This is a genomic window from Aquamicrobium sp. NLF2-7 (assembly GCF_022359935.1).
GTDB classification, from domain to species: Bacteria; Pseudomonadota; Alphaproteobacteria; order Rhizobiales; family Rhizobiaceae; genus Mesorhizobium; species Mesorhizobium lusatiense.
In genome coordinates this window covers 2396743-2423133 of the sequence record NZ_JAKSED010000001.1, presented here as the reverse complement: position 1 = coordinate 2423133, position 26391 = coordinate 2396743, and the positions used below count along the sequence as shown (strand labels likewise).

The 26391-nt window shown below is 63.5% G+C and carries 25 protein-coding genes and 1 pseudogene; 12 read left to right on the top strand and 14 right to left on the bottom strand.

From position 1 onward, the window contains the following. Positions 1-167 precede the first annotated feature (167 nt). The gene (locus MIC97_RS11955; RefSeq protein WP_239801114.1) at positions 168-575 is read left to right on the top strand and encodes a DUF1036 domain-containing protein; all 408 of its coding nucleotides are present in this window, start codon (positions 168-170) and stop codon (positions 573-575) included. Then, the gene (gene pyk / locus MIC97_RS11950; RefSeq protein WP_239800204.1) at positions 572-2017 is read left to right on the top strand and encodes a pyruvate kinase; all 1446 of its coding nucleotides are present in this window, start codon (positions 572-574) and stop codon (positions 2015-2017) included. Before MIC97_RS11955 ends, pyk begins: the two co-directional genes overlap by 4 nt. 189 nt (positions 2018-2206) lie before the next feature. Here the strand turns inward: pyk and MIC97_RS11945 are convergent, their stop codons facing one another. Both MIC97_RS11945 and ykgO read right to left on the bottom strand, forming a co-directional pair. Beyond that, entirely contained in the window at positions 2207-2800 is a 594-nt protein-coding gene (locus MIC97_RS11945) for a hypothetical protein (protein ID WP_239800203.1), read from the bottom strand. A 100-nt stretch (positions 2801-2900) separates the two neighbouring features. Further along, positions 2901-3026, bottom strand: coding sequence for a type B 50S ribosomal protein L36 (gene ykgO, locus MIC97_RS11940; RefSeq protein WP_035022199.1), 126 nt, complete (start codon positions 3024-3026; stop codon positions 2901-2903). 266 nt (positions 3027-3292) lie between these two features. Here ykgO and MIC97_RS11935 point away from each other — a divergent pair. Beyond that, a pseudogene (locus tag MIC97_RS11935) lies at positions 3293-3559 on the top strand (glycine zipper domain-containing protein); the annotation flags it as partial. A gap of 197 nt (positions 3560-3756) precedes the next feature. Here the strand turns inward: MIC97_RS11935 and rpsP are convergent. Genes rpsP through ffh form a run of 3 tightly spaced genes read right to left on the bottom strand, consistent with a single transcriptional unit; the run spans position 3757 to position 6140 of the window. Further along, complete coding sequence (rpsP, locus tag MIC97_RS11930; protein ID WP_239800202.1) at positions 3757-4146, bottom strand: 30S ribosomal protein S16; 390 nt, start codon at positions 4144-4146, stop codon at positions 3757-3759. Positions 4147-4201: 55 nt separating this feature from the next. Continuing rightward, positions 4202-4528: a chorismate mutase gene (locus MIC97_RS11925; protein ID WP_239800201.1), complete on the bottom strand. Its 327-nt coding sequence runs from the start codon at positions 4526-4528 to the stop codon at positions 4202-4204. A gap of 7 nt (positions 4529-4535) precedes the next feature. Continuing rightward, a complete protein-coding gene (gene ffh, locus MIC97_RS11920) occupies positions 4536-6140 on the bottom strand; it encodes a signal recognition particle protein (RefSeq protein ID WP_239800200.1) in 1605 nt (534 codons plus the stop codon). Between the two features lie 419 nt (positions 6141-6559). Here ffh and MIC97_RS11915 point away from each other — a divergent pair, with 419 nt between their 5' ends. Beyond that, a complete protein-coding gene (locus tag MIC97_RS11915; RefSeq protein WP_239800199.1) occupies positions 6560-7375 on the top strand; it encodes a lytic murein transglycosylase in 816 nt (271 codons plus the stop codon). Positions 7376-7457: 82 nt separating this feature from the next. On the opposite strand, the gene MIC97_RS11910 is transcribed toward MIC97_RS11915, so the two are convergent. The 5 genes from MIC97_RS11910 to MIC97_RS11890 all read right to left on the bottom strand — a co-directional run bounded on the left by MIC97_RS11910 (position 7458) and on the right by MIC97_RS11890 (position 12657). Beyond that, the gene (locus MIC97_RS11910; RefSeq protein ID WP_239800198.1) at positions 7458-8516 is read right to left on the bottom strand and encodes a sn-glycerol-3-phosphate import ATP-binding protein UgpC; all 1059 of its coding nucleotides are present in this window, start codon (positions 8514-8516) and stop codon (positions 7458-7460) included. A 3-nt stretch (positions 8517-8519) separates the two neighbouring features. Beyond that, positions 8520-9368: a sn-glycerol-3-phosphate ABC transporter permease UgpE gene (ugpE, locus tag MIC97_RS11905; protein ID WP_239801113.1), complete on the bottom strand. Its 849-nt coding sequence runs from the start codon at positions 9366-9368 to the stop codon at positions 8520-8522. A gap of 34 nt (positions 9369-9402) precedes the next feature. Next, the gene (gene ugpA, locus MIC97_RS11900; protein WP_239800197.1) at positions 9403-10287 is read right to left on the bottom strand and encodes a sn-glycerol-3-phosphate ABC transporter permease UgpA; all 885 of its coding nucleotides are present in this window, start codon (positions 10285-10287) and stop codon (positions 9403-9405) included. 243 nt (positions 10288-10530) lie between these two features. Then, positions 10531-11838: a sn-glycerol-3-phosphate ABC transporter substrate-binding protein UgpB gene (gene ugpB, locus MIC97_RS11895; RefSeq protein ID WP_183826333.1), complete on the bottom strand. Its 1308-nt coding sequence runs from the start codon at positions 11836-11838 to the stop codon at positions 10531-10533. 135 nt (positions 11839-11973) lie between these two features. Continuing rightward, positions 11974-12657, bottom strand: a complete 684-nt coding sequence (locus tag MIC97_RS11890; RefSeq protein WP_239800196.1) for a TlpA disulfide reductase family protein — start codon at positions 12655-12657, stop codon at positions 11974-11976. 32 nt (positions 12658-12689) lie between these two features. Here MIC97_RS11890 and argH point away from each other — a divergent pair, with 32 nt between their 5' ends. The 4 genes from argH to MIC97_RS11870 all read left to right on the top strand — a co-directional run bounded on the left by argH (position 12690) and on the right by MIC97_RS11870 (position 18403). Continuing rightward, positions 12690-14090 (top strand): argininosuccinate lyase, encoded by a 1401-nt coding sequence (gene argH / locus MIC97_RS11885; protein ID WP_239800195.1) that lies wholly within the window; start codon positions 12690-12692, stop codon positions 14088-14090. Between the two features lie 67 nt (positions 14091-14157). Next, on the top strand, positions 14158-14364 hold the full coding sequence (locus MIC97_RS11880) for a lipoprotein (RefSeq protein WP_239800194.1): 207 nt from the start codon (positions 14158-14160) through the stop codon (positions 14362-14364). A 16-nt stretch (positions 14365-14380) separates the two neighbouring features. Continuing rightward, entirely contained in the window at positions 14381-15646 is a 1266-nt protein-coding gene (lysA, locus tag MIC97_RS11875; protein WP_239800193.1) for a diaminopimelate decarboxylase, read from the top strand. 156 nt (positions 15647-15802) lie between these two features. After that, on the top strand, positions 15803-18403 hold the full coding sequence (locus tag MIC97_RS11870; RefSeq protein WP_239800192.1) for a TIGR02302 family protein: 2601 nt from the start codon (positions 15803-15805) through the stop codon (positions 18401-18403). Here MIC97_RS11870 and MIC97_RS11865 read toward each other — a convergent pair whose 3' ends face one another. The 3 genes from MIC97_RS11865 to MIC97_RS11855 are packed head-to-tail and all read right to left on the bottom strand — an operon-like array spanning position 18404 to position 20092. Then, positions 18404-18787 carry a response regulator gene (locus MIC97_RS11865; protein ID WP_183826315.1) on the bottom strand — a complete coding sequence of 128 codons (384 nt, stop codon included), beginning with the start codon at positions 18785-18787 and terminating at the stop codon, positions 18404-18406. 59 nt (positions 18788-18846) lie between these two features. Beyond that, a complete protein-coding gene (hpt, locus tag MIC97_RS11860) occupies positions 18847-19389 on the bottom strand; it encodes a hypoxanthine phosphoribosyltransferase (protein ID WP_183826313.1) in 543 nt (180 codons plus the stop codon). Between the two features lie 37 nt (positions 19390-19426). Further along, positions 19427-20092: a hypothetical protein gene (locus tag MIC97_RS11855; RefSeq protein ID WP_239800191.1), complete on the bottom strand. Its 666-nt coding sequence runs from the start codon at positions 20090-20092 to the stop codon at positions 19427-19429. Positions 20093-20275: 183 nt separating this feature from the next. Here MIC97_RS11855 and ftsE point away from each other — a divergent pair, with 183 nt between their 5' ends. From ftsE to MIC97_RS11835, 4 genes are all read left to right on the top strand, one after another. Beyond that, complete coding sequence (gene ftsE, locus MIC97_RS11850) at positions 20276-20935, top strand: cell division ATP-binding protein FtsE (protein WP_183826308.1); 660 nt, start codon at positions 20276-20278, stop codon at positions 20933-20935. Continuing rightward, positions 20928-21920 (top strand): ABC transporter permease, encoded by a 993-nt coding sequence (locus tag MIC97_RS11845; RefSeq protein WP_239800190.1) that lies wholly within the window; start codon positions 20928-20930, stop codon positions 21918-21920. Before ftsE ends, MIC97_RS11845 begins: the two co-directional genes overlap by 8 nt. A gap of 119 nt (positions 21921-22039) precedes the next feature. Then, entirely contained in the window at positions 22040-22717 is a 678-nt protein-coding gene (locus tag MIC97_RS11840) for a YdcF family protein (protein WP_239801112.1), read from the top strand. A gap of 141 nt (positions 22718-22858) precedes the next feature. Continuing rightward, positions 22859-23650 carry a 1-acyl-sn-glycerol-3-phosphate acyltransferase gene (locus tag MIC97_RS11835; protein ID WP_239800189.1) on the top strand — a complete coding sequence of 264 codons (792 nt, stop codon included), beginning with the start codon at positions 22859-22861 and terminating at the stop codon, positions 23648-23650. 64 nt (positions 23651-23714) lie between these two features. On the opposite strand, the gene MIC97_RS11830 is transcribed toward MIC97_RS11835, so the two are convergent. Further along, entirely contained in the window at positions 23715-26249 is a 2535-nt protein-coding gene (locus MIC97_RS11830; protein ID WP_239800188.1) for a heavy metal translocating P-type ATPase, read from the bottom strand. Positions 26250-26391: the final 142 nt, after the last annotated feature.

Below are 26391 nucleotides of genomic sequence, written 5' to 3'. Positions count from 1 at the left end.
AATATTTAAATCGATTGGATTTTCAGGTCCGGGCGCGTTGACATGCGCCCGGACTTTGCCGAAAAGGGACCAACCACATGAAGAGATCGATGCCGAGGGGAATGAACAAGGTCCGTTCCGGCGCAGGAAAAAAAGCGCTGCTGGCAGCATTGCCGTTCGTTGCCCTGATGGTGCACGCGGCGCCTGCCCATGCCGATTTCCGGGTCTGCAACGCCACGCAGAGCCTGGTCGGGGTCGGCATCGGCTATCGCGCCAAGGCGGGCTGGATCACCGAAGGCTGGTGGCACATCGAGGCATCGAGCTGCAAGACGCTGATCGAGGGGCCTCTGTCATCACGGTTTTATTATCTCTACGCAGAAGATGCTGAACGCGGTGGCCGCTGGGACGGTCCGGTCAACATGTGCGTGGCGGAAAAAGAGTTCAAGATAGCAGGCGTGACCGACTGTGTGGCACGGGGCTTCCAGCGGGCCGGCTTTCAGGAATACGACACTGGCGAGCAGTCGAGCTGGATGGTCCAGCTGACCGAGCAGCCGACAGCTGACGGGCCGCCGGCCCCGGGAACGAATGGTCAATGAGACGCAGCCGCAAGGTAAAGATACTCGCAACGATCGGCCCTGCTTCCTCTGAACAGGCGACACTGAAAAAACTGTTTGAAGCGGGCGCGGATGTTTTCCGCATCAATATGAGCCACGCCGATCACGATCTGATGCGCACGCTGATTGGCCGCATCCGTGCCGTCGAGGCGGAGCTGGGCCGCCCCATCGGCATTCTGGCAGACCTGCAGGGGCCCAAGCTGCGCGTCGGCCGCTTTGCAAATGGTAAGGAAACACTTACCGTTGGCCAGGCCTTCACGCTGGACGACAACACCGAAGCCGGCGATGCCACGCGCGTCTATCTTCCGCATCCCGAAATTCTCAAGTCGGTCGAACCCGGCCATCGCCTGCTGATCGATGATGGCAAGCTGGAGCTGAAGGCAGTAAAATGCGACGGCCGCTCCATCGAATGCGTGGTGGTGGCCGGCACCTCGATTTCCGACCGCAAGGGCGTGTCGCTGCCGGACACCGACCTGCCGGTTGGCGCGCTGACCGAGAAGGACCGCGCCGATCTCGATGCAGCGCTCGAGGCCGGCGTCGACTGGATCGCGCTTTCCTTCATCCAGCGTCCCGAAGACCTGATCGAAGCGCGTCAGATCGCCGATGGCAGGGCGCTGCTTCTGTCGAAGATCGAAAAGCCACAGGCCGTTACGCGGCTTTCCGAGATCATGGAGCTGAGCGATGCGCTTATGGTGGCGCGCGGCGATCTCGGCGTGGAAATGCCGCCCGAAGCGGTTCCCGGCATCCAGAAGCAGATCACCCGCGCCGCCCGCAAGGCCGGCAAGCCGGTTGTCGTGGCCACTCAAATGCTGGAATCGATGATCTCGGCACCGGTTCCCACCCGCGCGGAGGTGTCCGACGTGGCAACCGCCGTGTTTGAGGGTGCTGACGCCATCATGCTGTCGGCCGAGTCGGCTGCCGGCGCCTATCCGGTCGAGGCCGTCGCCACCATGAACCGCATCGCGGAACGGGTGGAGAAGGACCCCACCTATCCGGCCATCATCAACGCCCAGCGCTCCGCGCCGGAGCCGACCGGCCCGGACGCGATTTCCTATGCGGCGCGAGAGATCGCCGAGACGCTCGAACTGGCGGCCATCGTCAGCTACACCGCCTCGGGCGCTACCGGCCTGCGCGCCGCGCGCGAGCGCCCTAAAGTTCCGATCATCGCCCTTTCACCAATCCTTGCGACGGCACGGCGTCTGTCGCTGGCATGGGGGACGCACTGCGTGGTCACCGAGGATGCCACCAATCTCGATGACATGGTCGACCGCGCCTGCCGCATCACCAGGCAGGAGGGTTTTGGCACTGATGGCGACCGCATCATCGTGACCGCCGGTGTGCCGCTCGGCACCTCGGGCGCCACCAACATGCTGCGGATCGCCAGCATAGGCGAAACTTCGGGACCGGCTGGCTCCGACAAATAAGCCACCGCGTTTCGAGCCTTGTTTCAGCCGGGCGCCTGCAAGCACGCGCCCGGCACGAAGTTTCGTCAAAAGACCTGCCTGCCTCTCTTGGAGCATTTCTGCTTTTCTCTGAATCGCAGAAATGCCCTATCTCTTTGTTTTAGCTGCATTTATGCGACGCCAGATGGTTCCATCTGGGTGCAAAATGGTCTAGGCGCTGCGGCCTGCAAGTTCCTCGGATAGCGTGGACAGGCGCTCCTGCGCCGAGCGCAGGGCCGGATAGATGTCGAGCACGCGCTGCCAGGCGTCCACGGCAGCCTCCTTGCGCTCTGTATCCGTCATGATGCGCGCAAGGCCGGAAATCGCACCGTAGTGACGGGGCTCCAGCGCCAGAGCCCGGTTTATGTCGGCCATCGATTTGGCGTAGCTCTTCATCGCATAATGGACGGTGGCGCGGCGGTTCCAGCCCTCGGCATAGTCGGGCTGCAAGGTCACCACCAGATCGAGGAAGTCGAGCGCGACATCATATTTGCCGGAGGCGGCTGCCTTCTGCGCCCATTGCATCATCAGATCGACGGAGGCGCTGCCCGACTGCGACCACTCCTGCTGGATGCGGCGGGCGATGCGATCGGCCGCTTTCGGATTGCCCTCGCGCTTCAGCTCACCAAGCAGCCTGTCCAGCTTCTGCGCGCTGGTCTCAACCACCTGATCGGCGGAAGCCGGATGAGGAAAATCCTCGGCCGCCACAAGGCCCGGGGCTGCGGCCGACAGAAAGATTATCGCGGACAGAACGACGAAGCGCATGAAAGGAAGCCTATCCCCTTCATGCGCTTCGTCAAACTGAAATTCGCGTGAGCGGCGAAACCGGACAGGCACGATCATGCCCGCCGGGATACGTCCATGCTCAGCCCTGACGGGCCTTGTAGCGCGGATCGGTCTTGTTGATGATGTAGATGCGGCCCTTGCGGCGAACCAGGCGGTTGTCGCGGTGACGTGCCTTCAGCGCCTTGAGCGAGTTCTTGATCTTCATTGTCTTGCCCGTCAATTTGGCCCTTTGCGGGCGTAACTGAAAAGCGCGCCAGAAGCGCGCCGAAGTTGTGACAGGCTCATAAACGACGACACTTGGCTCTGTCAACCTTTCGAGGGCCTGTGAAGGGCAGAATCGCATCCGTCAGATCGCATTCAGCCACCATTCATCAGCCGGCTGCCATGAATCCCCTCATCATCCCGGATCGAATCCCGCCGGTCGTTATGGGAAGTGGTAAGAGACGTGATTGTCCGCGAAAGGTTGAGACAATGAAAAAGATTATCGTGCTTATGGCGCTGCTGGTGCCGCTTGCCGCATGTTCCCAGACCGAGCAGGGCGCGACCATCGGCGGCCTTAGCGGCGCGGCGATCGGATCGGCCGTTGCCTCCCGGCATAACCGCGCCGAGGGCGCGCTGGTGGGTGGCGCAATCGGAGCTGTGGCCGGCGCGCTGATCGGTTCCGCCAATGAGCCGAACCGCTGCCGCTATCGCGACGGATATGGCCGCGTCTACACCGCGCAATGCCCGCGCGGCTATGACGACCGCTATAATTCCGGCCGCTACGACAACCGCTATCGCTATGACGATCGCTACAGCCGCAACCGCTATGACGACCGTTATTATGGTCGCCGTTACAACAACGGCTACTGATCGTCAGCAGCTGCACCGGAACCATGAAAAAAGGCCGCGCCGTGAACCGGCGCGGGCTTTTTACCTAAAGCGTAAGCTTTGGCTTACTCGGCACTGGCTTCGGCCGGGGCGGATGCGGCGGCAAGAGCGGCGGCAGCCTCTTCCTGCGCCTTCTTGACCAGAGCCTCGCGCTCCTGTGCCTTCTTGCCGGGCAGGCCCTTGGTCGGGTTCGAGCGGGCGTCGCGCTTGGCGATGCCGGCCTGATCGAGGAAGCGGGCCACGCGGTCGGTCGGCAGGGCGCCGTTGTCGAGCCAATGCTTGACGCGGTCGGCATCAACCTTCACGCGGTCGCCGTCCTTCGGCAGCATCGGGTTCCAGGCGCCCACCGTCTCGATGAAGCGGCCGTCGCGCGGGCTGCGCACGTCGGCGATGACGATGTGGTAGTAAGGACGCTTCTTGGAGCCCGCGCGGGCCAGTCGGATCTTCAGTGCCATTTTCTTTCTCCTAAAGCTCTGATGTCTTGGTCTTTGTGTATGAACCGGCCGGAAATCAGCCGGGTTGGGGGGTGCCACCGTTGGCGGCGATATGCTCGTGATGGCGGATGACCTCGCGGATGACGAAGTTCAGGAACTTCTCCGCAAAGTCGGGGTCGAGATGGGCGTCGTTGGCGAGCCGCCGCAAACGCTCGATCTGCTGGGCCTCGCGCGCCGGATCGGCTGGCGGAAGGCCATGCGTTGCCTTGAGAACACCCACCGCCTGCGTGCAGCGAAAGCGTTCGGCCAGCATATGGATGAGAGCAGCATCGATATTGTCGATCGAGGAGCGGTAGCCGGCAAGCAGCCGGCGCGCTTCATCGATGTTCTTGTCTTCGCTCATCGTCCCCTCACTTCTTCTTGCCCGGAGCGCCGAGGCCGGGCAGCTTCATGCCGCCGGGAAGGCCCGGAAGCCCGCCGCCGCCCAGACCTGGCAGACCGCCGGGCAAGCCGCCCGGAAGGGCACCGGGAAGACCTTTGCCGAGGCCGGCGGCTTCCGCCTGCTTCTTCAGCGCCTCAAGCTGTTTGGGATCCATCTTCGACAGGTCCGGCATGCCTCCCATGGGGCCGCCGCCCATCATGCCGCCGAGACCGCCCATGCCCATTTTCGAAGCCAGACCGCCCATGAGGCCGCGCATCATGCCGCCGCCCTTGCCCTTGCCGCCCATGGCTTTCATCATGTCGGCCATGCCGCGATGCATCTTGAGCAGCTTGTTGATCTCGGCTGCATCGGTGCCGGAACCGGCGGCGATGCGCTTCTTGCGGCTGTGCTTGAGAATGTCGGGATTGGCGCGCTCGGCCTTCGTCATCGAGGAGATGATGGCGAGCTGGCGGCCGAACATCCTGTCGTCGAGGCCGGCGGCGGCCATCTGGTCCTTCATCTTGCCCATGCCGGGCATCATGCCCATGATGCCGCCCATGCCGCCCATCTTCTGCATCTGGCCAAGCTGATCGGCGAGGTCGTTCAGGTCGAACTTGCCCGACTGCATCTTCTTCGCCATCGCCGCGGCTTTTTCCGCGTCGATGGTCTCGGCAGCCTTTTCCACGAGCGAAACGATGTCGCCCATGCCCAGAATGCGGTCTGCGATGCGCTTGGGGTAAAATTCCTCCAGCGCATCCATCTTTTCGCCGGTGCCGATCAGCTTGATCGGCTTGCCGGTCACGGCGCGCATCGAAAGGGCCGCGCCGCCGCGGCCGTCGCCGTCCATGCGGGTCAGCACGAGGCCGGTGATGCCGACGCGCTCGTCGAAGTTGCGGGCGAGATTGACGGCGTCCTGACCGGTCAGGGAGTCGGCGACCAGCAGGATCTCATGCGGGTTGGAAGCCGCCCTGATCTCGGCCATCTCGGCCATCAGAGGCTCGTCGATATGGGTACGGCCGGCGGTGTCGAGGATGACGACGTCATGGCCGCCGAGCTTCGCCGCCTGCACGGAGCGGCGGGCGATCTCGACCGGCGACTGGCCGGCGATGATCGGCAGCGTGGCGACCCTGGTCTGCTCGCCAAGCTGGCGAAGCTGTTCCTGCGCGGCCGGACGGCGCGTGTCCAGCGAGGCCATCAGCACCTTCTTGCCCTGACGCTCGCTCAGACGGCGCGCGATCTTGGCCGTGGTGGTGGTCTTGCCCGAGCCCTGCAGGCCGACCATCATGATGACAACCGGAGCCGGCGCATTGAGGTCGATCGGCACGCCCTCTTCGCCGAGCATGGAAACCAGCTCGTCATGGACGATCTTGACGACCATCTGGCCGGGCTTGATCGACTTGAGAACCGCAGCGCCAACCGCCTTCTCGCGCACCTTGTCGGTGAAGGAGCGAACGACATCGAGCGCGACGTCGGCCTCCAGCAGGGCGCGGCGGACCTCGCGCAGGGCAGCCGAAACATCGGCCTCCGACAGCGCGCCGCGGCCGGTGAGGCCGTTCAGGATCGAGCCAAGGCGTTCCTGCAGCGATTCAAACATGTCTCTTCCTTTTCCTGCCGTCCATGGATGGACGAAAGGTAATGCCGCTTCGCGCCTTCTCCAAACGAAAGCAAAGCCAAAAAGCACCCGGGGGCGCACCGCGCTGCCGGATGTTGGCCTCCGGGGTCGACTGGCGGGCTTCAATGGCCCATCGCCCCGGTCAGCTTTGCGAAAAGAAGACTTGTCGCAGAATTTTGCGGTGTAGACAGGAAAAACCGGCCAGAGTCAAGTTTGCCGGACCATATGGCGGCCGGCAATGCTTCCGTTCGAAGCAATCGACACCATTCCGCCACATTTAGAGCGACTTCCGCCTGCAATACCCCGCCACACACGTGCTGTTTACCGGAATGGCAATGACAAGTTCATGTTTGGCTGGCAAATTCGCACGGGGACGTGAATCAGGCACTTAGGAGACCAATATGGCAGTTGTTGCCAAAGTACGGATTTTTACCGCGGCAGCGCTAGCTGCTTTGATGAGCGCAGGCGCTGCGCAGGCAGCCGGCAAATGCGGCAATGACGCCAGCGGCTTCAATGCCTGGGTGGGCGCTTACACCGCCGATGCCAAGGCACGCGGCATCGACACGCGCCCCATGCAGGGCGTGAAGTACGATACCGGCGTGATCAAGATCGACCGGGCTCAGCACAAGGCTTTCCGGGGCAGCCTTGAAGATTTCATGCAGCGCCGCGCGCCCGCCTCCTACGTGAAGAAGGCAAAGGGCTACATGAAGTCGGAAGCGTCGCTGCTGCGCCGCATCGAACAGAAATACGGCGTTCAGCCGGAAGTACTGCTCGCCATCTGGGGCATGGAAACCGGCTTCGGCGCGAATTCAGGCAACAAGAGCGTGTTCGGACCGCTGGCGACGCTCGCCTATGACTGCCGCCGCTCGGCCTTCTTCACCAACGAGCTCGATTCGGCGCTGATCATTGCCCAGAAAGGCTACATCTCCGCCGAGCAGATGCGGGGCGCCGGCTTCGGCGAACTCGGACAGACCCAGTTCCTGCCGTCCAAATATCTGGAATATGCCGTCGATTTCGATGGCGACGGCCGCCGCGACCTCATCCGCTCGCGCGCCGACGTTCTGGCCTCGACCGCCAACTTCCTGCGCGGCCATGGCTGGCAGCCGGGCGGCGGCTACGGCCCGGGCGAGGTCAATTACAAGCACTGGAACGACTGGAACCGCGCCACCATCTACCAGCAGGCGCTGGCCGAGTTCGCCCGCCGCATCAAGAACTGATTTCTTAACTGCGATTCAGGGCGCCCGATGAATTCATCCGGCGCCCTGAAAACATGCCTGAAAACGGCAGCGGCGGCGAAATTCAGACCCGCTTGCCGTCCTTGTCGAAGAAATGCAGCCGGTCGCGTCCGGCTGTTATGTCCAGACGGTCTCCCGGACTGGCCATGCTGCGGCCGGGAACGCGCACCACGATGCGGACACCTCCTGCGGCGCAATGCAGGAAACTTTCCATTCCCACCGGCTCCACCGCCTCCACAGTTACCGGCAGCGTGAAGGCCCGCGACTGACCCTCGCCGGTGGCAATCACCACATCCTCGGGCCTGAGTCCGACTATGGCAACGTTGTCGGCGACATCGCCATCGAGGACTGCGCCAGCGACCGTCGCCCTGCCCTGCGCATCGCGCGTCAGCGCCAGCAGATTCATCGGCGGCGCGCCGATGAAGGCGGCAACGAAGGTCGAGGCCGGCTTCTCGTAGATATCCATCGGCGCGCCGACCTGCTCGATCAGACCGCCATTCATCACCACCAGCATGTCGGCCAGCGTCATGGCTTCGAGCTGGTCATGGGTGACATAGACCGAGGTGACGCCGAGATTGCGCTGCAGGTTTTTGATCTCGACCCGCATCTGGCCACGCAGCTTGGCGTCGAGGTTGGAAAGCGGCTCGTCGAACAGGAACACCTTGGGATTGCGCACGATGGCGCGGCCCATGGCGACGCGCTGGCGCTGGCCGCCGGAAAGCTGGCGCGGCTTGCGATCCAGAAGCTGGTCGAGTTCGAGCGTCTTTGCGGTCGCCCGCACGCGGGCATCGATCTCGGGCTTCGGCGTGCCGCGGTTGCGCAAGCCGTAGGCCATGTTGTCGTAGACGCTCATATGCGGATAGAGCGCGTAGTTCTGGAACACCATGGCGATGTCGCGATCGGTCGGGCCGATGCTGTTGACGACCTTGCCGTCGATGGAAATCGTGCCGGCCGAGATCGTCTCCAGACCCGCGATCATGCGCAGCAGCGTGGACTTGCCGCAGCCCGACGGCCCGACCAGCACGCACAGCGCCTTGTCGGGAATGGCGATGGAGATGCCCTTCACCGCCTCGAAGCCGCCCGCATAAACCTTGCGCACATCGTTGAGATCGACTGTCGCCATGTTCTATTTCTCCGACTCGACCAGGCCCTTGACGAACCAGCGCTGCATGGCCACCACCACCAGGATCGGCGGGATGATGGCAAGGATCGACGTCACCATGACGAGATGCCATTGCGTATCGGCATCGGCAAACGAGATCATCTTGCGCAGCGCGATGACGATGGTGTTCATGTCGTTGCTGTTGGTGACCAGAAGCGGCCACAGATATTGCGTCCATCCGTAGATGAAGAGGATGACGAAGAGGGCCGCGATGTTGGTGCGCGACAGGGGCAGCAGGATGTCGAAGAAGAAGCGCCACGGCCCCGCCCCGTCGACGCGCGCGGCCTCCACCAGTTCGCCCGGAATGGTCATGAAGAACTGCCGGAACAGCAGCGTTGCGGTGGCCGAGGCGATCAGCGGCACGATCAGCCCGGCATAGGTGTCGATGAGCCCCAGATCGACCATCACCTTGTAGGTCGGCAGGATGCGCACCTCGACGGGCAGCATCAGGGTGATGAAGATGATCCAGAAGAAGGTCATCCGGAACGGAAAGCGGAAGAACACGATCGCATAGGCCGACAGGATCGAGATGATGATCTTGCCGATGGCAATCCCCAGCGCCATCACCGTGGTGTTGATGAGCAGGGTGCCGACACCGACGCCGCCGATCTGGCGAGTGCCGCCCCACAGCGCCTGCGAATAGTTCGTCCAGAATTCCGGGCCCGGCAACAGCGGCAGCGGCGGGCGCAGGATCGTCTGCAGCGAATGGGTGGAGGCAACGAAGGTGTAGTAGATCGGAAAGGCGACGATGACCACGCCGAGGATCAGGATGGCGTGGGCAAGCCAGATGCCGGACGACGACTGGCCGATCATCAGCTTGTCGCTGCCGCTGGCCGGTGCCTTTGTATCAGCCATAATGCACCTTCCTCTCCACATAGCGGAACTGGATGGCGGTGAGCGCGATGACGATAATCATCAGGATCACCGACTGGGCGGCCGATTCGCCGAGGATCAGGTTGACGAAGCCGTCATTGTAAACCTTGTAGACCAGCGTTTCCGTCGACTTGCCGGGCCCGCCGCCGGTGACGGCATGGATGATGCCGAACGTGTCGAAGAAGGCGTAGGTGGTGTTGATGACCAGCAGGAAGAAGGTCGTGGGCGCCAGCAGCGGAAACACGATCGTCCAGAACCGCTTGACCTCCCGCGCGCCGTCGATGGCCGCCGCCTCGATCAGGCTCTTCGGGATCGCCTGAAGGCCGGCGACAAAGAACAGGAAATTGTAGCTGATCTGCTTCCATGCCGCCGCCGTCACCACCAGCACCATGGCGTCGGTGGAATTGAGCAGCGGATCCCACGCTATGCCGGCCTTGCGCATGAGCACGGCCAGCGTACCGATCGAGGGGTTGAACATGAACAGGAACAGCATGCCGGCAATGGCCGGCGCCACCGCATAGGGCCAGATCAAAAGGGTGCGGTAGAGACCACGGCTGCGCACCACCTTGTCGGCCATCACCGCCAGCAGCAAGGCCACGCCCATGGCAACGACGGCGGTGGCGACGGAGAAGATCACCGTCACATGCATCGCGTTCAGATAGGCGGGATCGGCCAGAACCTTTTTGAAATTGGCGAACCAGACGAAGCGGGAGCGCAGGCCGAACGGGTCCTCCCGCAGCATAGACTGGTACAGCGCCTGTGCGGCAGGGAGATAGAAAAAGACCAGCGTGATGGCGAGCTGGGGCGCCAGCAGCAGATAGGGCAGGACACGGTTGGGAAATACGACGCGTGGCGTCATGTCCATCTCCTCCGGCTTCTTTCGGCGCAAGCGGAACCATCGGAGCAGAAAGACCGGGCGGTTTCAAGCAGATGGTTCACGCAGGGGGACCCTTCCGTCGCAATGGCAGGCAATTCGGGACTTGCGGCGGCAAGGGGAAAACGTTGCGCCATGATGGCGACATGGTCGTGCAGAAAGCCGCGACCCCATGGAAAGACGGAGGGCCGGCAAGACGCCGGCCCTCCCTGATCCGGACACCAGCGCCTAGTTGGCGTTGGCTTCCTTGATGGCCGCATTGCCGCGCGTGACGGCAGCGTCGAGCGCCTGCTGCGCGGTCTGCTGGCCGGCGAGCATCTTCTCGAACTCCTCGTTCTGGATATCGCGCACCTGCGGCAGGTTGGCGAGACGAACGCCCTTGGAGTTCTCGGTCGGCGCCTTGCCCATCATCTGCAGGATCGGCGTTTCGCGGCCGGGGTTCTTCTCGTAGAAGTCCGACCCTTTGGTGGCTTCATAGGCCGCCAGCGTTACCGGCAGATAGCCGGACTGCTCGTGCAGGAACTGCTGCACGTCGGTCTGCGACAGATAGTTGAAGAAGGCGGCAACGCCCTTGTACTGCTCGTCCGACTTGCCGGCCATCACCCACAGGCTGGCGCCGCCGGGCGTGGTGTTCTGCGGGCCCGCGCCGTCCTCGTCATAGGGGAGCTGGCCGATGCCGTAGTTCATGCCCGACTTGACGATGTCGCCAAGGCCGCCCGACGATTCGGTGAGAATGCCGCATTCGCCGGCGAGGAAGAGCTGCTTGGCCTCCGAGGTGCGGCCGCCATACTTGAAGGTTCCGTCCTTGGCCAGATCGGCGATGGACTGGAAGTGGTTGACGTAGAGCGGAGCGTTGATCTTCAGCTCGACGTCGCCGCCGGCAAGGCCGTTCTCATTGGTGCCGTAGGAAATGTTGTTCCAGGCGGCGAAATTCTCCAGATGGATCCAGGTGAGCCAGGTCGAGGTGTAACCGCAGGCAGCCGCACCGCTGGTCTTGATCTTCTTCGCCGCTTCGAAAACCTCGCCCCATGTCTTGGGCGGGTTGTTGACGTCGAGGCCGGCTTTCTCGAACACGTCCTTGTTGTAGTAGAGGATCGGCGAGGAAGAATTGTAGGGGAAGGACAGCATGGTGCCGTCGGGCTTCGAGTAGTAGGCGACGATGCCCGGCAGATACTGGCTCTTGTCGAATTTGAGGCCGGCGCCTTCCAGCACTTCGGCGACCGGGCGGATGGCGCCTTCGGCGGCCATCATGACGCCGGTGCCGACGTCGAAGACCTGAATGATGTCGGGGGCCTGACCGGCACGGAAGGCGGCTATGCCGGCATTCAGCGTCTCGGGATAGGTTCCCTTGAACACCGGAACGACCTCATAGTCGCTCTGGCTGGCGTTGAAGTCCTTGGCGATCTTGTCGACCACTTCGGCATTGGCGCCGGTCATGGCATGCCACCAGCTTATCTGGGTGGCCGCGATGGCGGAGGCCGAGGAATAGAGGGTGAGTGCGGTTGCAAGACCTGCTGCAATACCCAGAAGCTTCATCTTCATCTCCCGATACATGATTGACCAAATGGAGTTCAGTTCCGCGGTCGGAAGTATGGGGCGAATATGACAGACAGACAACAGCGGCGTGTCGATATGATGAAAGCCGGTTAAGGAGCGTGGAAAACTCCGGCGTTACTTAACGTCATCCAGAGCGGTTTCGATGAACCTGACGGCATCTGGCGTAGACCACTCGGCCGGACCGTTCATATGGGCAAGCAGGCAGCCTTCATCATCGACCAGCACGGTGACGGGCAGGCCGAGCGCAAGGCCCTTCGCCTTCAGCTCGTTGAAAGCGCCCATGGAATGGTCGCTGTAATAGGCAAGGCTCGAAACCTTGATTTCCTCCAGAAAGGCTTTCGGCTTTTCATCTCCTCCGGAATCGACGTTGATCGCGACCACCTCGAAATTGTCGCCGCCCATTTTCTGCTGCAACTCGTCCAGAGCCGGCATTTCGGCACGACAGGGCGCGCACCACGTCGCCCACAGATTGACCAGCACCGTTTTGCCAACATGGCCGGCAAGTGTAGCCGGCTTTCCATCGGGATCGTTAAAGGCAAGGCCGGTCATCGACTGGGGTGGATCGGCCGGCAGCATGGCGGCCACATGGCCGGTCGCGGCAGCGGCAACGGTTTTCGCACGCTCCGTTTTGGCGGCACATACGCGGTCATCTCCCGCCACAACGGCAGTTCCGGCCGCTGTGTTATTGCCTTCAAGCCCGCCGCTGACATATACCGCGAGCGCGCCGGCTGCGGCACCGGCCAGGAGGGCCGCAAGAATCAGGCGCGTGGTGGGGAAAAATTTTCTGCCGTCTGCCATTTTTTCAACTGCTCCGGGCACGGGTTATAGAGATGAGCGACAAGAAGGCCAGCAACCAGATGTGGGGCGGACGATTTGCCTCGGGTCCCGCCGCGATCATGGAAGCGATCAACGCCTCCATCGGCTATGATCGCAAGCTCTACGCGCAGGATATAAGAGGTTCGATCGCCCATAGCGAGATGCTGGCCAAAACCGGCATTATTTCGGCAGACGACGACAAGAGGATCGCCGATGGCCTCGCCGCCATCCGCAGCGAAATCGAGGCCGGAAAGTTCGAGTTCTCAACCAGGCTCGAAGACATCCACATGAACATCGAGGCGCGGCTGGCTGAATTGATCGGCCCGGCCGCCGGCCGGTTGCACACGGCGCGCTCGCGCAACGATCAGGTGGCCGTCGATTTCCGGCTGTGGGTGAAGGATGAGTTCCATCGCGTCGCCGAGGCGCTGAAAGGGCTGATCGCGGCATTCGTGACGCGTGCCGAAGAACATGCGGCCACCGTCATGCCCGGCTTCACCCACCTCCAGACCGCGCAGCCGGTGACCTTCGGCCACCATTGCCTTGCCTATGCCGAGATGTTCGCGCGTGACCTGTCGCGGGTGCGCGACGCCATCGAACGCATGGACGAGAGCCCGCTCGGTGCGGCCGCACTTGCCGGCACCGGCTTCCCCATAGACCGCCACATGACGGCGAAGGCGCTGGGCTTCCGCGAGCCGACCCGCAATTCGCTCGACAGCGTTTCCGACCGCGACTACGCGCTGGAGTTCCTGTCGGTCGCCTCGATCGCCGGCACGCATCTGTCGCGGCTGGCGGAGGAGATCGTCATCTGGTCGACGCCGCAATTCGGTTTCGTGCGCCTGTCCGACAGCTTCTCCACCGGCTCCTCGATCATGCCGCAGAAGAAGAACCCGGATGCGGCCGAGCTGGTGCGGGCCAAGACCGGGCGCCTCAACGGCCATCTGATCGGCCTGCTGACGGTGATGAAGGGCCTGCCGCTGACCTATTCCAAGGACATGCAGGAAGACAAGGAAGCCGTGTTCGATGCGGCCGAGACGCTCGATCTGATGCTGGCGGCGATGACCGGCATGGTCCGCAACCTGACGGTCAACGAAGCCGCCATGAAAAAGGCTGCGGGCTCCGGCTACTCCACCGCCACCGACCTTGCCGACTGGCTGGTGCGGGAACTCGGTATTCCCTTCCGCGAGGCACACCATGTCACCGGGCGTGCGGTGGCGCTGGCCGAAGAGAAGAAATGCGGCCTCGAAAAGCTGACGCTGGAGGATCTGAAGTCCATCCATGAGGGCATCACCGCCGATATCTTCTCCGTGCTGTCGGTGCAGAATTCGGTGAAAAGCCGGCAGAGCTTCGGCGGCACCGCCCCCGCCGAGGTGCGCCGTCAGGTGCGTTACTGGAAAAAGCGACTGGCCAAGGCTTGAAGCCGGGTGCATTGATCGCCAAACTTGGATAGAACCCGGTCAAGGGTAATCACGGACGGATGAAACGATGACCGCAGGCAGACTGGTTACGATGCTGGCGCTGGTCGCCGCGATGGCGACTGTTTCAGCCTGCGGGCGCAAGTCTGGCCTCGACACACCCTATGAGGCAGCCGTCGAAGCCCGCAAGGAAGCGCAGCGCAACAAGGAGCCGCTGCCGCCGGAACCGCAGAAACCGGACAACGACAAGCCGTTCATCCTCGACAAGCTGATCTGATTTCCGGAAGCTCGCCTTGAACCATTTTGAATATCGCGACGGCATTCTTCACGCCGAGGATGTTTCGATCCCGGCGATTGCGGCTGCGGTCGGCACCCCTTTCTATTGCTATTCCACGGCAACGCTGACCCGTCATTTCAACGTGTTCAGCCAGGCTTTCGCCGGGCTCGACACGCTGGTTTGCTATGCGCTGAAGGCCAATTCCAATCAGGCCGTGCTGAAGATGCTGGCAAAGCTCGGCGCCGGAGCCGACACGGTCTCGGAAGGCGAGATCAGGCGCGCGCTTGCCGCCGGGATACCGGCCAGCAGGATCGTGTTCTCGGGCGTCGGCAAGAAGGCCGGCGAGATGGATTTCGCGCTTGAGGCCGGCATCTACTGCTTCAACGTGGAATCCGAGCCGGAGCTGGAGCTTCTTTCGCAACGCGCCATGGCGCTGGGCAAGGTGGCTCCCGTCTCGTTGCGCATCAACCCCGATGTCGATGCGCGTACCCACGCCAAGATCTCCACCGGCAAGTCGGAGAACAAGTTCGGCATTCCCATTTCCCGCGCCCGCGAGGCCTATGCCCGCGCAGCAGCCCTTCCCGGTATCAGGGTGAGCGGCGTCGATGCGCATATCGGCAGTCAGATCACCGACCTCCAGCCTTTCGACGACGCCTTCACTCTGATGGCGGAGCTGGTTAGCCAGCTCCGGGCAGACGGCCATGACCTCACCCATGTCGATATGGGCGGGGGACTTGGCGTTCCCTATCAGCACGACAATTCCCCGCCGCCGCTTCCCGTGGCCTATGCGGAGATCGTGCGCAGGCATTTCGCCGATATCGGTGCCAGGCTGGTATTCGAGCCGGGGCGGCTGATCGTCGGCAACGCCGGCATCCTCGTCACAGAGGTGATTTACCTCAAGGAAGCTGAAGCGAAGAATTTCCTGATCGTCGATGCGGGCATGAACGACCTGATCCGCCCGACGCTCTACGAAGCCTATCACGACATCCGCCCGGTGACGGAACCGGCTGCCGATGCCGAATGGCTGAAGGCCGACGTGGTCGGCCCGGTGTGCGAGACCGGCGATTATCTCGGCCTCGACCGCAACCTGCCGCGCATGGCGCCGGGCGATCTGGTCGCCGTCTACACCGCCGGCGCCTATGGGGCGGTGCAGTCGGGCACCTACAACACCCGCCCCCTCATCCCGGAAGTTCTGGTCGATGGCGACCGCTTCGCCGTCGTGCGCAGACGCCAGACCTATGAAGAACTGATCGGCCTCGACACACTTCCGGACTGGCTCTGAAAGCGGACCGGAACAGTGCGGGCCGCCGTGCCGGAGCGGCGGCGATCCGATCACGTTTTCGGGAACCCGCCTCGCCTTCGCCGTCTTTGCTGGTAAACTCGGCAAGCTATCACTGGCAAAGAGGCCATGCCTTCGTGGCCGGCAGCGGAAAGGCCGATGACTGACCGTCCCGATGCAAGCACCCCTGCGAGACTGACCCCGGGATTACCGGGGCGTCTTATTCTGAGCCGCATGGGCACCCGCGCGGCCATGATCGCGGAGCGGTTCTGGCCGCTGGTGCTGCCGCTCGTTATGGTCGCCGGGCTGTTCGTCAGCCTGTCGTGGTTCGGCCTCATGGCCCGCCTTTCCGACTGGCCGCGGGTCGCGGTGATGAGCGCGTTCGCCCTCGCCGCGCTGGTTGCGCTGTGGCCACTGCGCTTCTTCCGCCTTCCCTCGACCGCCGAAGTCGACCGCCGCATCGAAGCAGCGAACGGGCTTGCGCACAGTCCGTTGCGGGCGCTCACCGACCGGCCGAGCGGAACGCAGACGGCCTTCAGCGAAGCGCTGTGGCGCGAGCATCAGAAACGCATGGCCGGCCGGCTCGGCAATCTCGATGCCGCCCTGCCCGTTTCCAGAGTGCCGGATCGCGACCCATGGGGCCTGCGCGCCGTGGTGGCGCTGTTGCTGTTCGTATCCTACGCCTTTTCGCTCGGCCCCATGGGCGGCAGCCTTTCCGACGGTTTCCGCCCGACTGCCGTGCGTGAAGCGCTGGTGGCGCGCATCGATGCCTGGGTGACGCCGCCTGCCTATACCGGCAAGGCGCCGATGTTCCTGAATGCGGATGCCAATCGCGCTGTTTCCCTGTTCACGGTGCCGGCCGGCAGCACGGTTTCGCTGCGCGTCACCGGCGGATCGGGCTCGGAGACGCTGAGCTTCCTACCTGCCGACGGCAACGAAGCGCCGATCGAGCCGGCTTCGCCGGCAGCCGGGCCGGCAGCCGGGGATGGGAGCGGGAACATCGGTCCGGCTGCTGACGGCGTGAGGCAGTTTGCCGGAAAGCTCGGTCAGGACGGCGAACTCGTTCTGCGCTCCGGGCGCAGCGAGGTCGCGCGCTGGACCTTCGCGGTCACGCCGGACACCCCGCCGACCATTCGCTTTGCAGGCGAGCCGAAGCGGGCTGCCAACGGCACGCTCGAACTGCAATACGAGATCGAGGACGATTACGGCGCGGCCTCCGCGGTGGTAGAGTTCAGGCAGGCCGAGCCGCCGGCCGCCGGTGCGCGTCCGCTCTATGACGAGCCGGAAATGGCGCTGAACCTGCCCCGGCGCGGCTCGAAAGCCAATGCGGCGAAAACCTCGAAGAACCTCACCGAGCATGTCTGGGCCGGCCTGCCCGTCACGCTGACGCTGGCCGCCACCGACGACGCCGGACAGACAGGGCGCAGCGAGACCGTCACCATGGCGATGCCGGAAAGGACCTTCACCAATCCTCTGGCCCTTGCGGTGATCGAGCAGCGCCGGCTGCTTGGCCTCGACGCCAATGCGAAGCAGCGCGTGCTCGACCTGATGGACGCCGTGACCCTTCGCCCCGAGGACACGTTCGACAGCCCGACTGCCTATCTGGGCCTGATGAGCGCGCGCAGCCGGCTCCGGCTGGCGTCCGGCGACGATCAGCTTCGCGACGTGGTCTCCTATCTGTGGCAGGTGGCGCTCGGCATCGAGGACGGCAGCCTTTCGGATGCGGAACAGCGCCTGCGGCAGGCGCAGCAGGCTTTGCAGGATGCGCTGCAAAACGGAGCATCGGATGAGGAAATATCACGGCTGATGCAGGAACTGCGTCAGGCCATGAATGATTTCCTGCGCGAGTTCGCCCAGCGCAACCAGAACCAGAACAATGCGCGGGCGCCGCAGAACGGGCAGGAGCTGCGCCAGAGCGATCTCGACCGCATGATGGATCAGATCGAGAATCTGGCCCGCTCCGGCAACAGCGAACAGGCGCAGGAACTGCTGTCGCAGCTTCAGGAGATGATGAACAACCTCCAGATGGCGCAACCCGGCCAGCAGGGACAGGGCCAGCAGGGCGACGAGTTCAGCCAGCAGATGAACAAGCTGGGCGAGATCATGCGCCGCCAGCAGGAGATGATGAACGAGACGTTCCGCATGGACCAGATGCAGCGCGGCGACAATGGCCGGATGGGAGAGGATCAGGGCCAGATGGGAGACGACCAGCGGGAAGGGCTGGACGGCAACCAGAACCAGCAGGGACAGGGCGGCATGACGCCCGGGGAACTGGCTGACGCGCTCAGGCAGTTGCAGGAGGGGCAGGGCCAGCTCCAGAAAGACCTTCAGCAGTTCGGCAAGAATCTCGAAGGCATGGGCATGCAGCCCAACGAAGGGTTCGGGCAGGCCGGCAAATCCATGGGGCAGGCCGGCGAATCACTCGGCGAAGGCGAAGGCGACCGGGCCGTCGGCCATCAGGGCCGGGCGCTGGAAGCCCTGCGTCAGGGCGCGCGAGACATGATGCAGCAATTGCAGGCCATGCAGGGCGAGGACGGCCAGCAGGGGCAGGGCCGGCGCCAGCAAAGCGCGGACCGCGATCCGCTCGGTCGGCCGCGCGGCACGCAGGGGCCGGACTTCGGCAATTCGGTGAAGGTGCCGGACGAGATCGACGTTCAGCGCGCGCGCGAAATCCTCGACGCTATCCGCAAGCGGCTCGGAGAAGCGATGTCTCCGGACGTCGAGCGCAGCTATCTGGAAAGATTGCTGGAACTGAAGTGATCAGGCGGCGCGGGTCAACTCGACGCAAAGCGCTGCTTCGACCCGGCTGCGGATTTCCGCCAGCGAAAACGGCTTGTTGACGACATCGATGATGACGCTGCTGAGGTCGTCGGCTCGCTCGCGCTGGTCGGCATAGCCGGTCATCAGCAGGATGCGAAGGCCGGGACAGGCCCGGGCAGCGCACATCGCCATTTCGATGCCGTCCATCTCCGGCATGCGGATATCGGACACGACGAGATCGTAATCGCTGTCGGCGGCGCAGATCATGTCCAGTCCCTGCGCCCCGTCTGCGGCGACATGAATCTGGTGCCCGGCGCGTTCCAGCGCACGGGAGACGAACATACGGACGGACTCATCGTCCTCAACGATCAGAAGCTTTGCCATGGGCAGGACTCTGACCGCCAAAAGTTAATTTTGCCGAATTCGGCATGGTAAGAAAAAGGTTACGCGTCGCCCTTCACGATTCCGACGAAAGGCAGTTCGCGGAAAGCGTGGCCGACATCCATTCCGTAACCGACGACGAAGTGGTCAGGACAGTCGAAGCCGACATAATCGGCTTCCAGATCGATCTGGCGGCGCATGCGCTTGTCGAGCAGGACGGCGAGCGAACAGCTCTTCGCGCCGCGCGACAGCATCAGGTTGCGCGCGAATTGCAGCGTCTTGCCGGACTCCAGAATATCGTCGATCAGCAGCACGTCGCGCCCGGCAACCTCATTGTCGATGTCGCGCAGAACGCGCACCTGACCGCTTTCCGTGCCCGCGCCGTAGGAGGAGATAAAGATGAACTCCACCTCCGGGGCGAGCCCCGCATCATGCATGGCGCGAATCAGATCGGCGGCGAAGATGAAGGATCCCTTCAGGATCGAAATCACCAGGAGGTCGTTGTATTCGCGACCCGCTATGTCCTTGGCGAGCTCAAGGTTGCGGCGGGCGATCGCCGAAGCCGAGAACAGGACTTCAATGTCCTTGCCGCGCACGATTGGCATTTGGCAATACTCCCGCTGGGTGCTTTCTGGCTCTGTACTATCCGGTAAAGGCCACGGATACGGATGTCACTCCGCTTCTAGGCACCTCGACCCGCCCGGAAAAGCTGAATCTTTCGCCCGGGGCCAGCGAGCGCCCGGATGTCCCCAGCCTGTAGCGGGTGATGCGCCCGTCCTCGCCGGTGACGCGGATCTCCAGCGGCGGCACTTCCGTAGCACCTGCACCGTCATTTCCTGCTTCGCCATCGACGAGAAGAAGCGGCCGGGCACCCGAATCATCGACACGGGAGGTGACGGCGGAGATCGAAAGCGCTGTCTGCGGCGCATCCCTGAACATCTCCATGTCCATGACCAGCGCATGCCCGCCGCCGATCCAGAATGCGGTGCCGGCGATCAGAATTCCCGCCAGCCAGAATGCCGGCCCGCCACGTGTGGAAAAGGGTCGGGCATGCGATGGCCTGTCCTTGCGCAGCACCGCCATGCCCTGCATTTGCGCGGGTTGCAGGCCGGTGGCCGCGCTGCAGTCCTTCGCGGCGGCATCATGATGAGGGGCGCGGTGAGGCTGGGCGGACAAGGTGACGAAATCGGCATCCACGATGTCGTGCGAAAGCCCCGCCGGCAGAGGGCGCATGCCTCGCGCGTCATCTTCGTCCGGGCCGGTCATGATTTCGCCGGAAACCGGTCGTGCCATCGTCTGGGCGGCCATGCTGGTCCCCGTTCGCACTCTCGTTTTCTTCTGGTAGACGAAGAATGGTTAATGCTTCGCGACCCGAAGCCAGAGACGGGTCGGGATTGTGCCGGAATTTAACTTTCTGTTAACCACGCCTAACGATTTTCGCCGTGAGGAAACGGTCGGTGCTTCGTCCGTTCAGCATTCAGGTCGTTCAACGTGATCCGCTTCGAAAATGTCGGCCTGCGCTATGGCATGGGTCCGGAAATTCTCCGCGATATCTCCCTGCACATACCGGCGGGGTCGTTCCAGTTTCTGAGCGGGCCTTCCGGTGCCGGCAAGACCACGCTTTTGCGCCTTCTGTTCATGTCGCTGCGGCCGACGCGCGGGCTCATCACCATCTTCGGCAAGGACCGCGCCCGCATCTCACGCGCCGAACTGCCTCTGCTGCGTCGCCGCATCGGCATCGTGTTTCAGGATTTCCGCCTGCTCGACCACATGACCACCTATGAGAATGTGGCCCTGCCCTTGCGCGTGCGCGGCCGCGAGGAAGCCAGCTACCGCACCGATGTGATCGAGCTGCTGAAATGGGTGGGTCTGGGCGAGCGCATGCATGTGCTGCCGCCGGTGCTGTCGGGTGGCGAGAAGCAGCGCGCGGCGATCGCGCGCGCCCTGATAGAACAGCCCGAAATCCTGCTCGCCGACGAGCCGACCGGCAATGTCGACCCCCAGCTTGCCCGCCGCCTGCTCAGGCTGTTCATCGAGCTGAACCGGCTGGGCACGGCCGTGGTCATCGCCACTCACGATCTGGCGCTGATGGATCAGGTTGATGCCCGCCGCCTGATTCTCGCCAATGGAAGGCTGGACATCTATGATTGACGCTCCTCAGCCTCGGCCGGATGAAGAGGAAGGTTTCGAGCGCCCCGCGCCGCCCGAGCGCGCGCCGCGCAAGACCGCGCCCATCGTACCGGCGCAGAACATTGCGGGTCGTGCGCTCGTCGTGGTCATCGCCATCATGACTTTCCTGTCCTGCGTCACCTTCGGCGCAGTCACGCTGGTGCGCGATACGGCATCGGTGTGGGAAAACCAGATCTCGCGTGAAGCGACGATCCAGATCAAGCCCACCGAGGGCCTCGACATGGAGATCGCACTTGCCACCGCCGCCGGCCTCGCCGCCGAATTCGACGGCGTGAAAGGCACGCGCATCATCGACAGTGCCGCCACCATGCGCCTGCTGGAGCCATGGCTGGGGTCGGGCTTCGACATCGGGCAGCTTCCGGTGCCGCGCCTCATCATCGTCACCATCAACGAGGACAGCCCGCCCGATTTCAAGGACATGCGCGAGGCCATCACAACCGCCGTGCCCAGCGCCACGCTGGACGATCACCGCACATGGGTCGACCGGCTCGTCGCCATGGCTCATACGACGGTGACCATCGGCATTGCCGTGCTTGGTCTGATGCTGTCGGCAACGGTGATGACCGTTGTGTTCGCCACACGCGGCGCCATGGCCGGTAACGGTCACATCATCGAGGTGCTGCACTTCGTCGGCGCAGAGGCGCAGTTCATCGCGCGTCAGTTCCGCACCCGCTTCCTGTTCACCGGCATGAAGGGCGCTGCGGCCGGCGGGATCGCGGCCATCGTCGTCTTCATCCTGTTCTCATGGTGGTCTTCGCGCAACATGGCCACGCCGCAGGGCGATCAGGCCGCCGCCCTGTTCGGCAATTTCGCCATCGGCTCTGCCGGCTATCTGGGCGTTCTGATGATGGTCATCGTTATCGGCGCGCTTACGGCAGCCACCTCTCATGCCACGGTCGTCGCCTATCTCAGCGACCTCGAAGGAGGACAGACGGATGGCAGCTGAGGAAGATCACAAACCGAAATAATCGGTAATGCAATGTGTGACGATGGCTCCGCCAAAGCGCGCGAATCACGGTTTACCATACAGGCATGATTGGGAAGGAACTGGGTGTGATGGCCGATATGGTGCCAGCATCGCGCATAGGGAGGCGCGCGCGGGGTCGCGTGCGCCATGCCGTGCGCATTGCGGCCATACTCATGCTTGGTTTCGCCACCTGTTTTCTGGCCGGCTTTGGCTGGTTTTCAGGCCATGTCAGCCGCCTCAGCACGCCGGCCGACCCGCAGGCCGCCGACGCCATCATCGTTCTCACCGGTGGCCAGGCACGCCTCGATGCAGCGATGGCGCTGCTCGCATCCGGCAAGGGGGAGCGGCTGCTGATCAGCGGGGTTCACCCTGCCGCGAGCCGCAAGCAGCTTCAGATTGCCATGGGTGGCGACAGCGCCCTGTTCGACTGCTGCGTCGACATCGACCGCGCCGCGCTTGATACCATCGGCAATGCCGAGGAAAGCGCCAAATGGGTCGAGGAGCATGGCTATGGCAGCATCATCATCGTCACCAACAACTACCATATGCCGCGCAGCCTTCTGGAAATGGGGCGCCTGCTGCGCGATGCCCGGCTGGAGCCTTATCCGGTCGTGAATTCCAAGCTCGATGATGGCCGCTGGCTGGTGAAGCCACAGGCGCTCAGGGTCCTGTTCACGGAATACAACAAGTATCTGGTCGCGCTGGTGCGCAGCGTGCTGCCATTGCGGCTGCAGCATGGCGGCTTGTCGCTGGCGGATGCTTCCCTGAAGGAATGACCTGAGCCTCTGCTGGCTGTTTCCTTTTTCTGCGCAGCTGGTGTAACGAAGGCGCCTGTTTCCGCGCATTCATGCAGGTGCGGGCGCGAGGGCACCATCTTGCCTTTCCCGAACTGCTCAGATTACGGGCTTGCTCCGCCTATGCTTCAACTTCGCTCGCTGGCTTTCAATGCCGCCTTCTATGCCAGCCTGATCTTCCAGATGTTCTTCTGGGCGCCGTTCTATTTTCTGGCGCCGCGCCACAGAGCCTGGCTGGTGCCGAGGTTCTGGTCGCGTTCGAGCATGTGGCTCTACGAAAAGATCGCGCACACGCGCAGCGAGATCACCGGACAGGAGAACCTGCCGGAAGGGTCCTTCATTCTGGCCCCCAAACACCAGTCCTTCTGGGACACGATCGCGTTCTTTCCCTATCTGAAAGACCCGATCTACATTCTCAAGCGCGAGCTGATGTGGATTCCCTTCTTCGGCTGGTATCTGCTCAAGATGCGCATGATCCCGGTTAACCGGGGCAGCCGCGCCAAGGCGCTCAAGGCGGTATCCAGGGCAACGAAAGCCGAAATGGAGCGCAATCCGCGCCAGCTCATCATCTATCCCGAAGGCACAAGGCGCGCTCCGGGCGATACGCCGAACTACAAATGGGGCATCGTCGAGCTCTACACCCAGCTTGGCGTTCCGGTCGTGCCCGTCGCCCATGTGGCCGGGCTCTACTGGCCGCGCCGCAAGTTCCTGCGCTTTCCCGGAACCATCAAGGGGCGTTTCCTCAAGCCCATTCCGCCGGGGCTCGACCGGGACGAATTCATGCGCCGCCTCATTACCGAGACGGAAGCGGCCTGCGATGAACTGCTCATCGAGGCAGCCACGGCACCAAATGCGCCGCCCCTGCCGCCAACGGCCGTCAAACGGCTGAAGGAACTCGGCGTTACAATCCCCTGATAAAAAAAGAGGCGCAGCCGAAGCCGCGCCCCTTCCAGAGGCATCTCGCATAAGCGCAGACCGCTCAGAGCCTGACGGTGCGCAATCTCAGCGCATTGGCGATCACCGAGACCGACGACAGGCTCATCGCGGCTGCCGCCAGCATCGGCGACAGCAGCGTGCCGGTGACCGGATAGAGCACGCCGGCCGCCACCGGAACGCCGAGCGCATTGTAGAGGAAGGCGAAGAACAGGTTCTGCCTGATGTTCGACAGCGTCTTCTCAGCCAGATGGCGCGCCCGCACGATGCCGGTGAGGTCGCCCTTGACCAGCGTGATGCCGGCACTTTCCAGCGCCACGTCGGCGCCGGTGCCCATGGCGATGCCGACATCGGCGGCGGCAAGGGCCGGCGCATCGTTGATACCGTCGCCGGCCATGGCCACGACTGCGCCCCTGCCCTTCAGCTCCGCCACCAGATCGGCCTTGGCCTGCGGCAGCATGCCGGCGCGGATTTCGGAGATGCCGAGCTTTGCGGCGATCGCCTTTGCCGTGCGCTCATTGTCACCCGTTGCCATGACGATGCGCATGCCGGAACGGGTCAACTCGCGCAGCGCCTCGGCGGCGGTCGGCTTGATCGGGTCGGAGACGGCAACCACGCCGGCCGGCTTGCCGTCCACGGCGACGAGGATGGCCGAGCGGCCGTTTTCGCGCAGCGCATCGGCTTGCTGCGAGATCAGGGCCGCATCGATGCCATGCTCCTGCATGAACAGCGCGTTGCCAAGCACCAGCCTGCGCCCGTCGACCGTGCCGGAAACGCCCTTGCCGTTGACCGCCTCGAAATCGCCGGCGGCCGGAATGGCCAGACCGCGTGCTTTTGCACCGGCAACGATGGCCTCGGCCAGCGGGTGTTCGGATCCCTGCTCGATGGAAGCCGCCAGCGCCAGCACCTCGTTTTCCTCAAAACCTTGTTCGGCACGCACATCGCTCAGTTCCGGCCTGCCTTCGGTCAGCGTGCCGGTCTTGTCGACGATCAGCGTGTCGACTTCCGCCAGCCGCTCAAGGGCTGCCGCCTCGCGGATCAGCACGCCGGCCTGCGCGCCGCGCCCCGTAGCCGTCATGATCGACATCGGCGTCGCCAGACCGAGTGCGCAGGGGCAGGCGATGATGAGCACCGACACCGCCGAGACGATGGCGTAGACGAGGCGCGGCTCGGGGCCGAACACCATCCATGCGGCAAAGGCCAGAATGGCGATCAGAACCACCGTCGGCACGAACCAGCCGGACACGCGGTCGGCGAGGCTCTGGATCGGCGCGCGGCTGCGCTGCGCCTTGGCGACCAGTTCCACGATGCGCGACAGCGTCGTCTCCGACCCCACCTTCTCGGCGCGCATGACCAGCGTACCGTTGCGGTTCAGCGTGCCGCCGATGAGGCCGTCGCCCTCGCCCTTCTCCACGGGGATCGGCTCGCCGGTGATCATCGATTCGTCGATGGTGGAACGGCCCTGCTCGACGATGCCGTCGACCGGAACCGCCTCACCCGGACGGATGCGCAGGCGCTCGCCGGCCTTCACCTCTGCCAGCGGCACGTCGTGTTCAGAACCGTCCGCGTTCACCCGCCTCGCCGTCTTGGGTGCCAGATCCAGCAGGGCGCGAATGGCCGAACCGGTCTTTTCGCGGGCTTTCAGTTCCAGAACCTGCCCGAGGAAGACCAGCGCGATGATGACGGCGGATGCCTCGAAATAGACCGGCACCGCGTCGCCATGGCCGCGCACCTCATGCGGAAACAGATCCGGGAACAGCATCGCCACGACGCTGTAGAGATAGGCAGCCGAAACGCCGATCGAGATCAGCGTCCACATGTTGGGGCTGCGGTTGCGGATGGACGCCCAGCCGCGCCTGAAGAAAGGATAGGCCGCCCACAGCACGACCGGTGTCGCCAGCGCGAACTCTGCCCACACGGCGCCCCTTTCGCCCAGCCAGTCGCGCACCGGCAGGCCGACCATCGGGCCCATCGAGATGATCATCAGCGGAATGGCCAGCGACAGGCTGACCCAGAAACGCCGCGTGAAATCGATGAGCTCCGGATTGGGCCCCTCATTGCCGGTCGGCACGCCCATGGGCTCCAGCGCCATGCCGCAGATCGGGCAATCGCCGGGCTCGTCGCGGATGATCTCCGGGTCCATCGGGCAGGTGTATCTGGTGCCTTCCGGCATCGGCTCTGGCGCCGGGCGATCGCCCAGATATTTTTCGGGCTCCGCCTCGAATTTCTCCAGGCAGCGCGCCGAGCAGAAATAGTATTTCTCGCCCTGATGGCGCAGGAAATGGCGGGCGCTGGCGCGGTCCACATTCATGCCGCAGACGGGGTCTTTCGCGGTCAGGTAGCTTTCGGGATCGGCGGCGAACTTGGTGCGGCAGCCTTCACAGCAGAAATGATAGGTATGGCCTGCATGTTCATGGCTGGGCTTGCCCGCCTGAGGGTCTACCGTCATGCCGCAGACAGGATCGCGCACGACCGTTTCCGTCTGCGCCGGTGCGGCTCCCGAGCAGCAGGAGCCGCCCTTCTTATGGACGTGATCGCCATGATTGTGGCTGTGATTATGCGTGTGGTCGGAATGTGCCATGACCGCCTCTTTCAACTGCTTTGGCCTGAGATAGGGCTTCCAGTGACTGGAAGGTCAAGAGCTATATGCCGATGCCGGAACCTTGCAGGCAAAACCATACCGTTGCAGCATAAAACAGGATATAGGACGCTTCTCCCAAGCT

What these genes read in the sequence shown, in the direction of transcription:
- MIC97_RS11955 (WP_239801114.1), top strand. Translation starts at nt 168, where the DNA reads ATGGTGCACGCGGCGCCTGCCCATGCCGATTTCCGGGTCTGCAACGCC.
- pyk (WP_239800204.1), top strand. Translation starts at nt 572, where the DNA reads ATGAGACGCAGCCGCAAGGTAAAGATACTCGCAACGATCGGCCCTGCT.
- MIC97_RS11945 (WP_239800203.1), bottom strand. Translation starts at nt 2,800, where the DNA reads ATGCGCTTCGTCGTTCTGTCCGCGATAATCTTTCTGTCGGCCGCAGCC.
- ykgO (WP_035022199.1), bottom strand. Translation starts at nt 3,026, where the DNA reads ATGAAGATCAAGAACTCGCTCAAGGCGCTGAAGGCACGTCACCGCGAC.
- rpsP (WP_239800202.1), bottom strand. Translation starts at nt 4,146, where the DNA reads ATGGCACTGAAGATCCGACTGGCCCGCGCGGGCTCCAAGAAGCGTCCT.
- MIC97_RS11925 (WP_239800201.1), bottom strand. Translation starts at nt 4,528, where the DNA reads ATGAGCGAAGACAAGAACATCGATGAAGCGCGCCGGCTGCTTGCCGGC.
- ffh (WP_239800200.1), bottom strand. Translation starts at nt 6,140, where the DNA reads ATGTTTGAATCGCTGCAGGAACGCCTTGGCTCGATCCTGAACGGCCTC.
- MIC97_RS11915 (WP_239800199.1), top strand. Translation starts at nt 6,560, where the DNA reads ATGGCAGTTGTTGCCAAAGTACGGATTTTTACCGCGGCAGCGCTAGCT.
- MIC97_RS11910 (WP_239800198.1), bottom strand. Translation starts at nt 8,516, where the DNA reads ATGGCGACAGTCGATCTCAACGATGTGCGCAAGGTTTATGCGGGCGGC.
- ugpE (WP_239801113.1), bottom strand. Translation starts at nt 9,368, where the DNA reads ATGATCGGCCAGTCGTCGTCCGGCATCTGGCTTGCCCACGCCATCCTG.
- ugpA (WP_239800197.1), bottom strand. Translation starts at nt 10,287, where the DNA reads ATGACGCCACGCGTCGTATTTCCCAACCGTGTCCTGCCCTATCTGCTG.
- ugpB (WP_183826333.1), bottom strand. Translation starts at nt 11,838, where the DNA reads ATGAAGCTTCTGGGTATTGCAGCAGGTCTTGCAACCGCACTCACCCTC.
- MIC97_RS11890 (WP_239800196.1), bottom strand. Translation starts at nt 12,657, where the DNA reads ATGGCAGACGGCAGAAAATTTTTCCCCACCACGCGCCTGATTCTTGCG.
- argH (WP_239800195.1), top strand. Translation starts at nt 12,690, where the DNA reads ATGAGCGACAAGAAGGCCAGCAACCAGATGTGGGGCGGACGATTTGCC.
- MIC97_RS11880 (WP_239800194.1), top strand. Translation starts at nt 14,158, where the DNA reads ATGACCGCAGGCAGACTGGTTACGATGCTGGCGCTGGTCGCCGCGATG.
- MIC97_RS11870 (WP_239800192.1), top strand. Translation starts at nt 15,803, where the DNA reads ATGACTGACCGTCCCGATGCAAGCACCCCTGCGAGACTGACCCCGGGA.
- MIC97_RS11865 (WP_183826315.1), bottom strand. Translation starts at nt 18,787, where the DNA reads ATGGCAAAGCTTCTGATCGTTGAGGACGATGAGTCCGTCCGTATGTTC.
- hpt (WP_183826313.1), bottom strand. Translation starts at nt 19,389, where the DNA reads ATGCCAATCGTGCGCGGCAAGGACATTGAAGTCCTGTTCTCGGCTTCG.
- MIC97_RS11855 (WP_239800191.1), bottom strand. Translation starts at nt 20,092, where the DNA reads ATGGCCGCCCAGACGATGGCACGACCGGTTTCCGGCGAAATCATGACC.
- MIC97_RS11845 (WP_239800190.1), top strand. Translation starts at nt 20,928, where the DNA reads ATGATTGACGCTCCTCAGCCTCGGCCGGATGAAGAGGAAGGTTTCGAG.
- MIC97_RS11840 (WP_239801112.1), top strand. Translation starts at nt 22,040, where the DNA reads ATGGTGCCAGCATCGCGCATAGGGAGGCGCGCGCGGGGTCGCGTGCGC.
- MIC97_RS11835 (WP_239800189.1), top strand. Translation starts at nt 22,859, where the DNA reads ATGCTTCAACTTCGCTCGCTGGCTTTCAATGCCGCCTTCTATGCCAGC.
- MIC97_RS11830 (WP_239800188.1), bottom strand. Translation starts at nt 26,249, where the DNA reads ATGGCACATTCCGACCACACGCATAATCACAGCCACAATCATGGCGAT.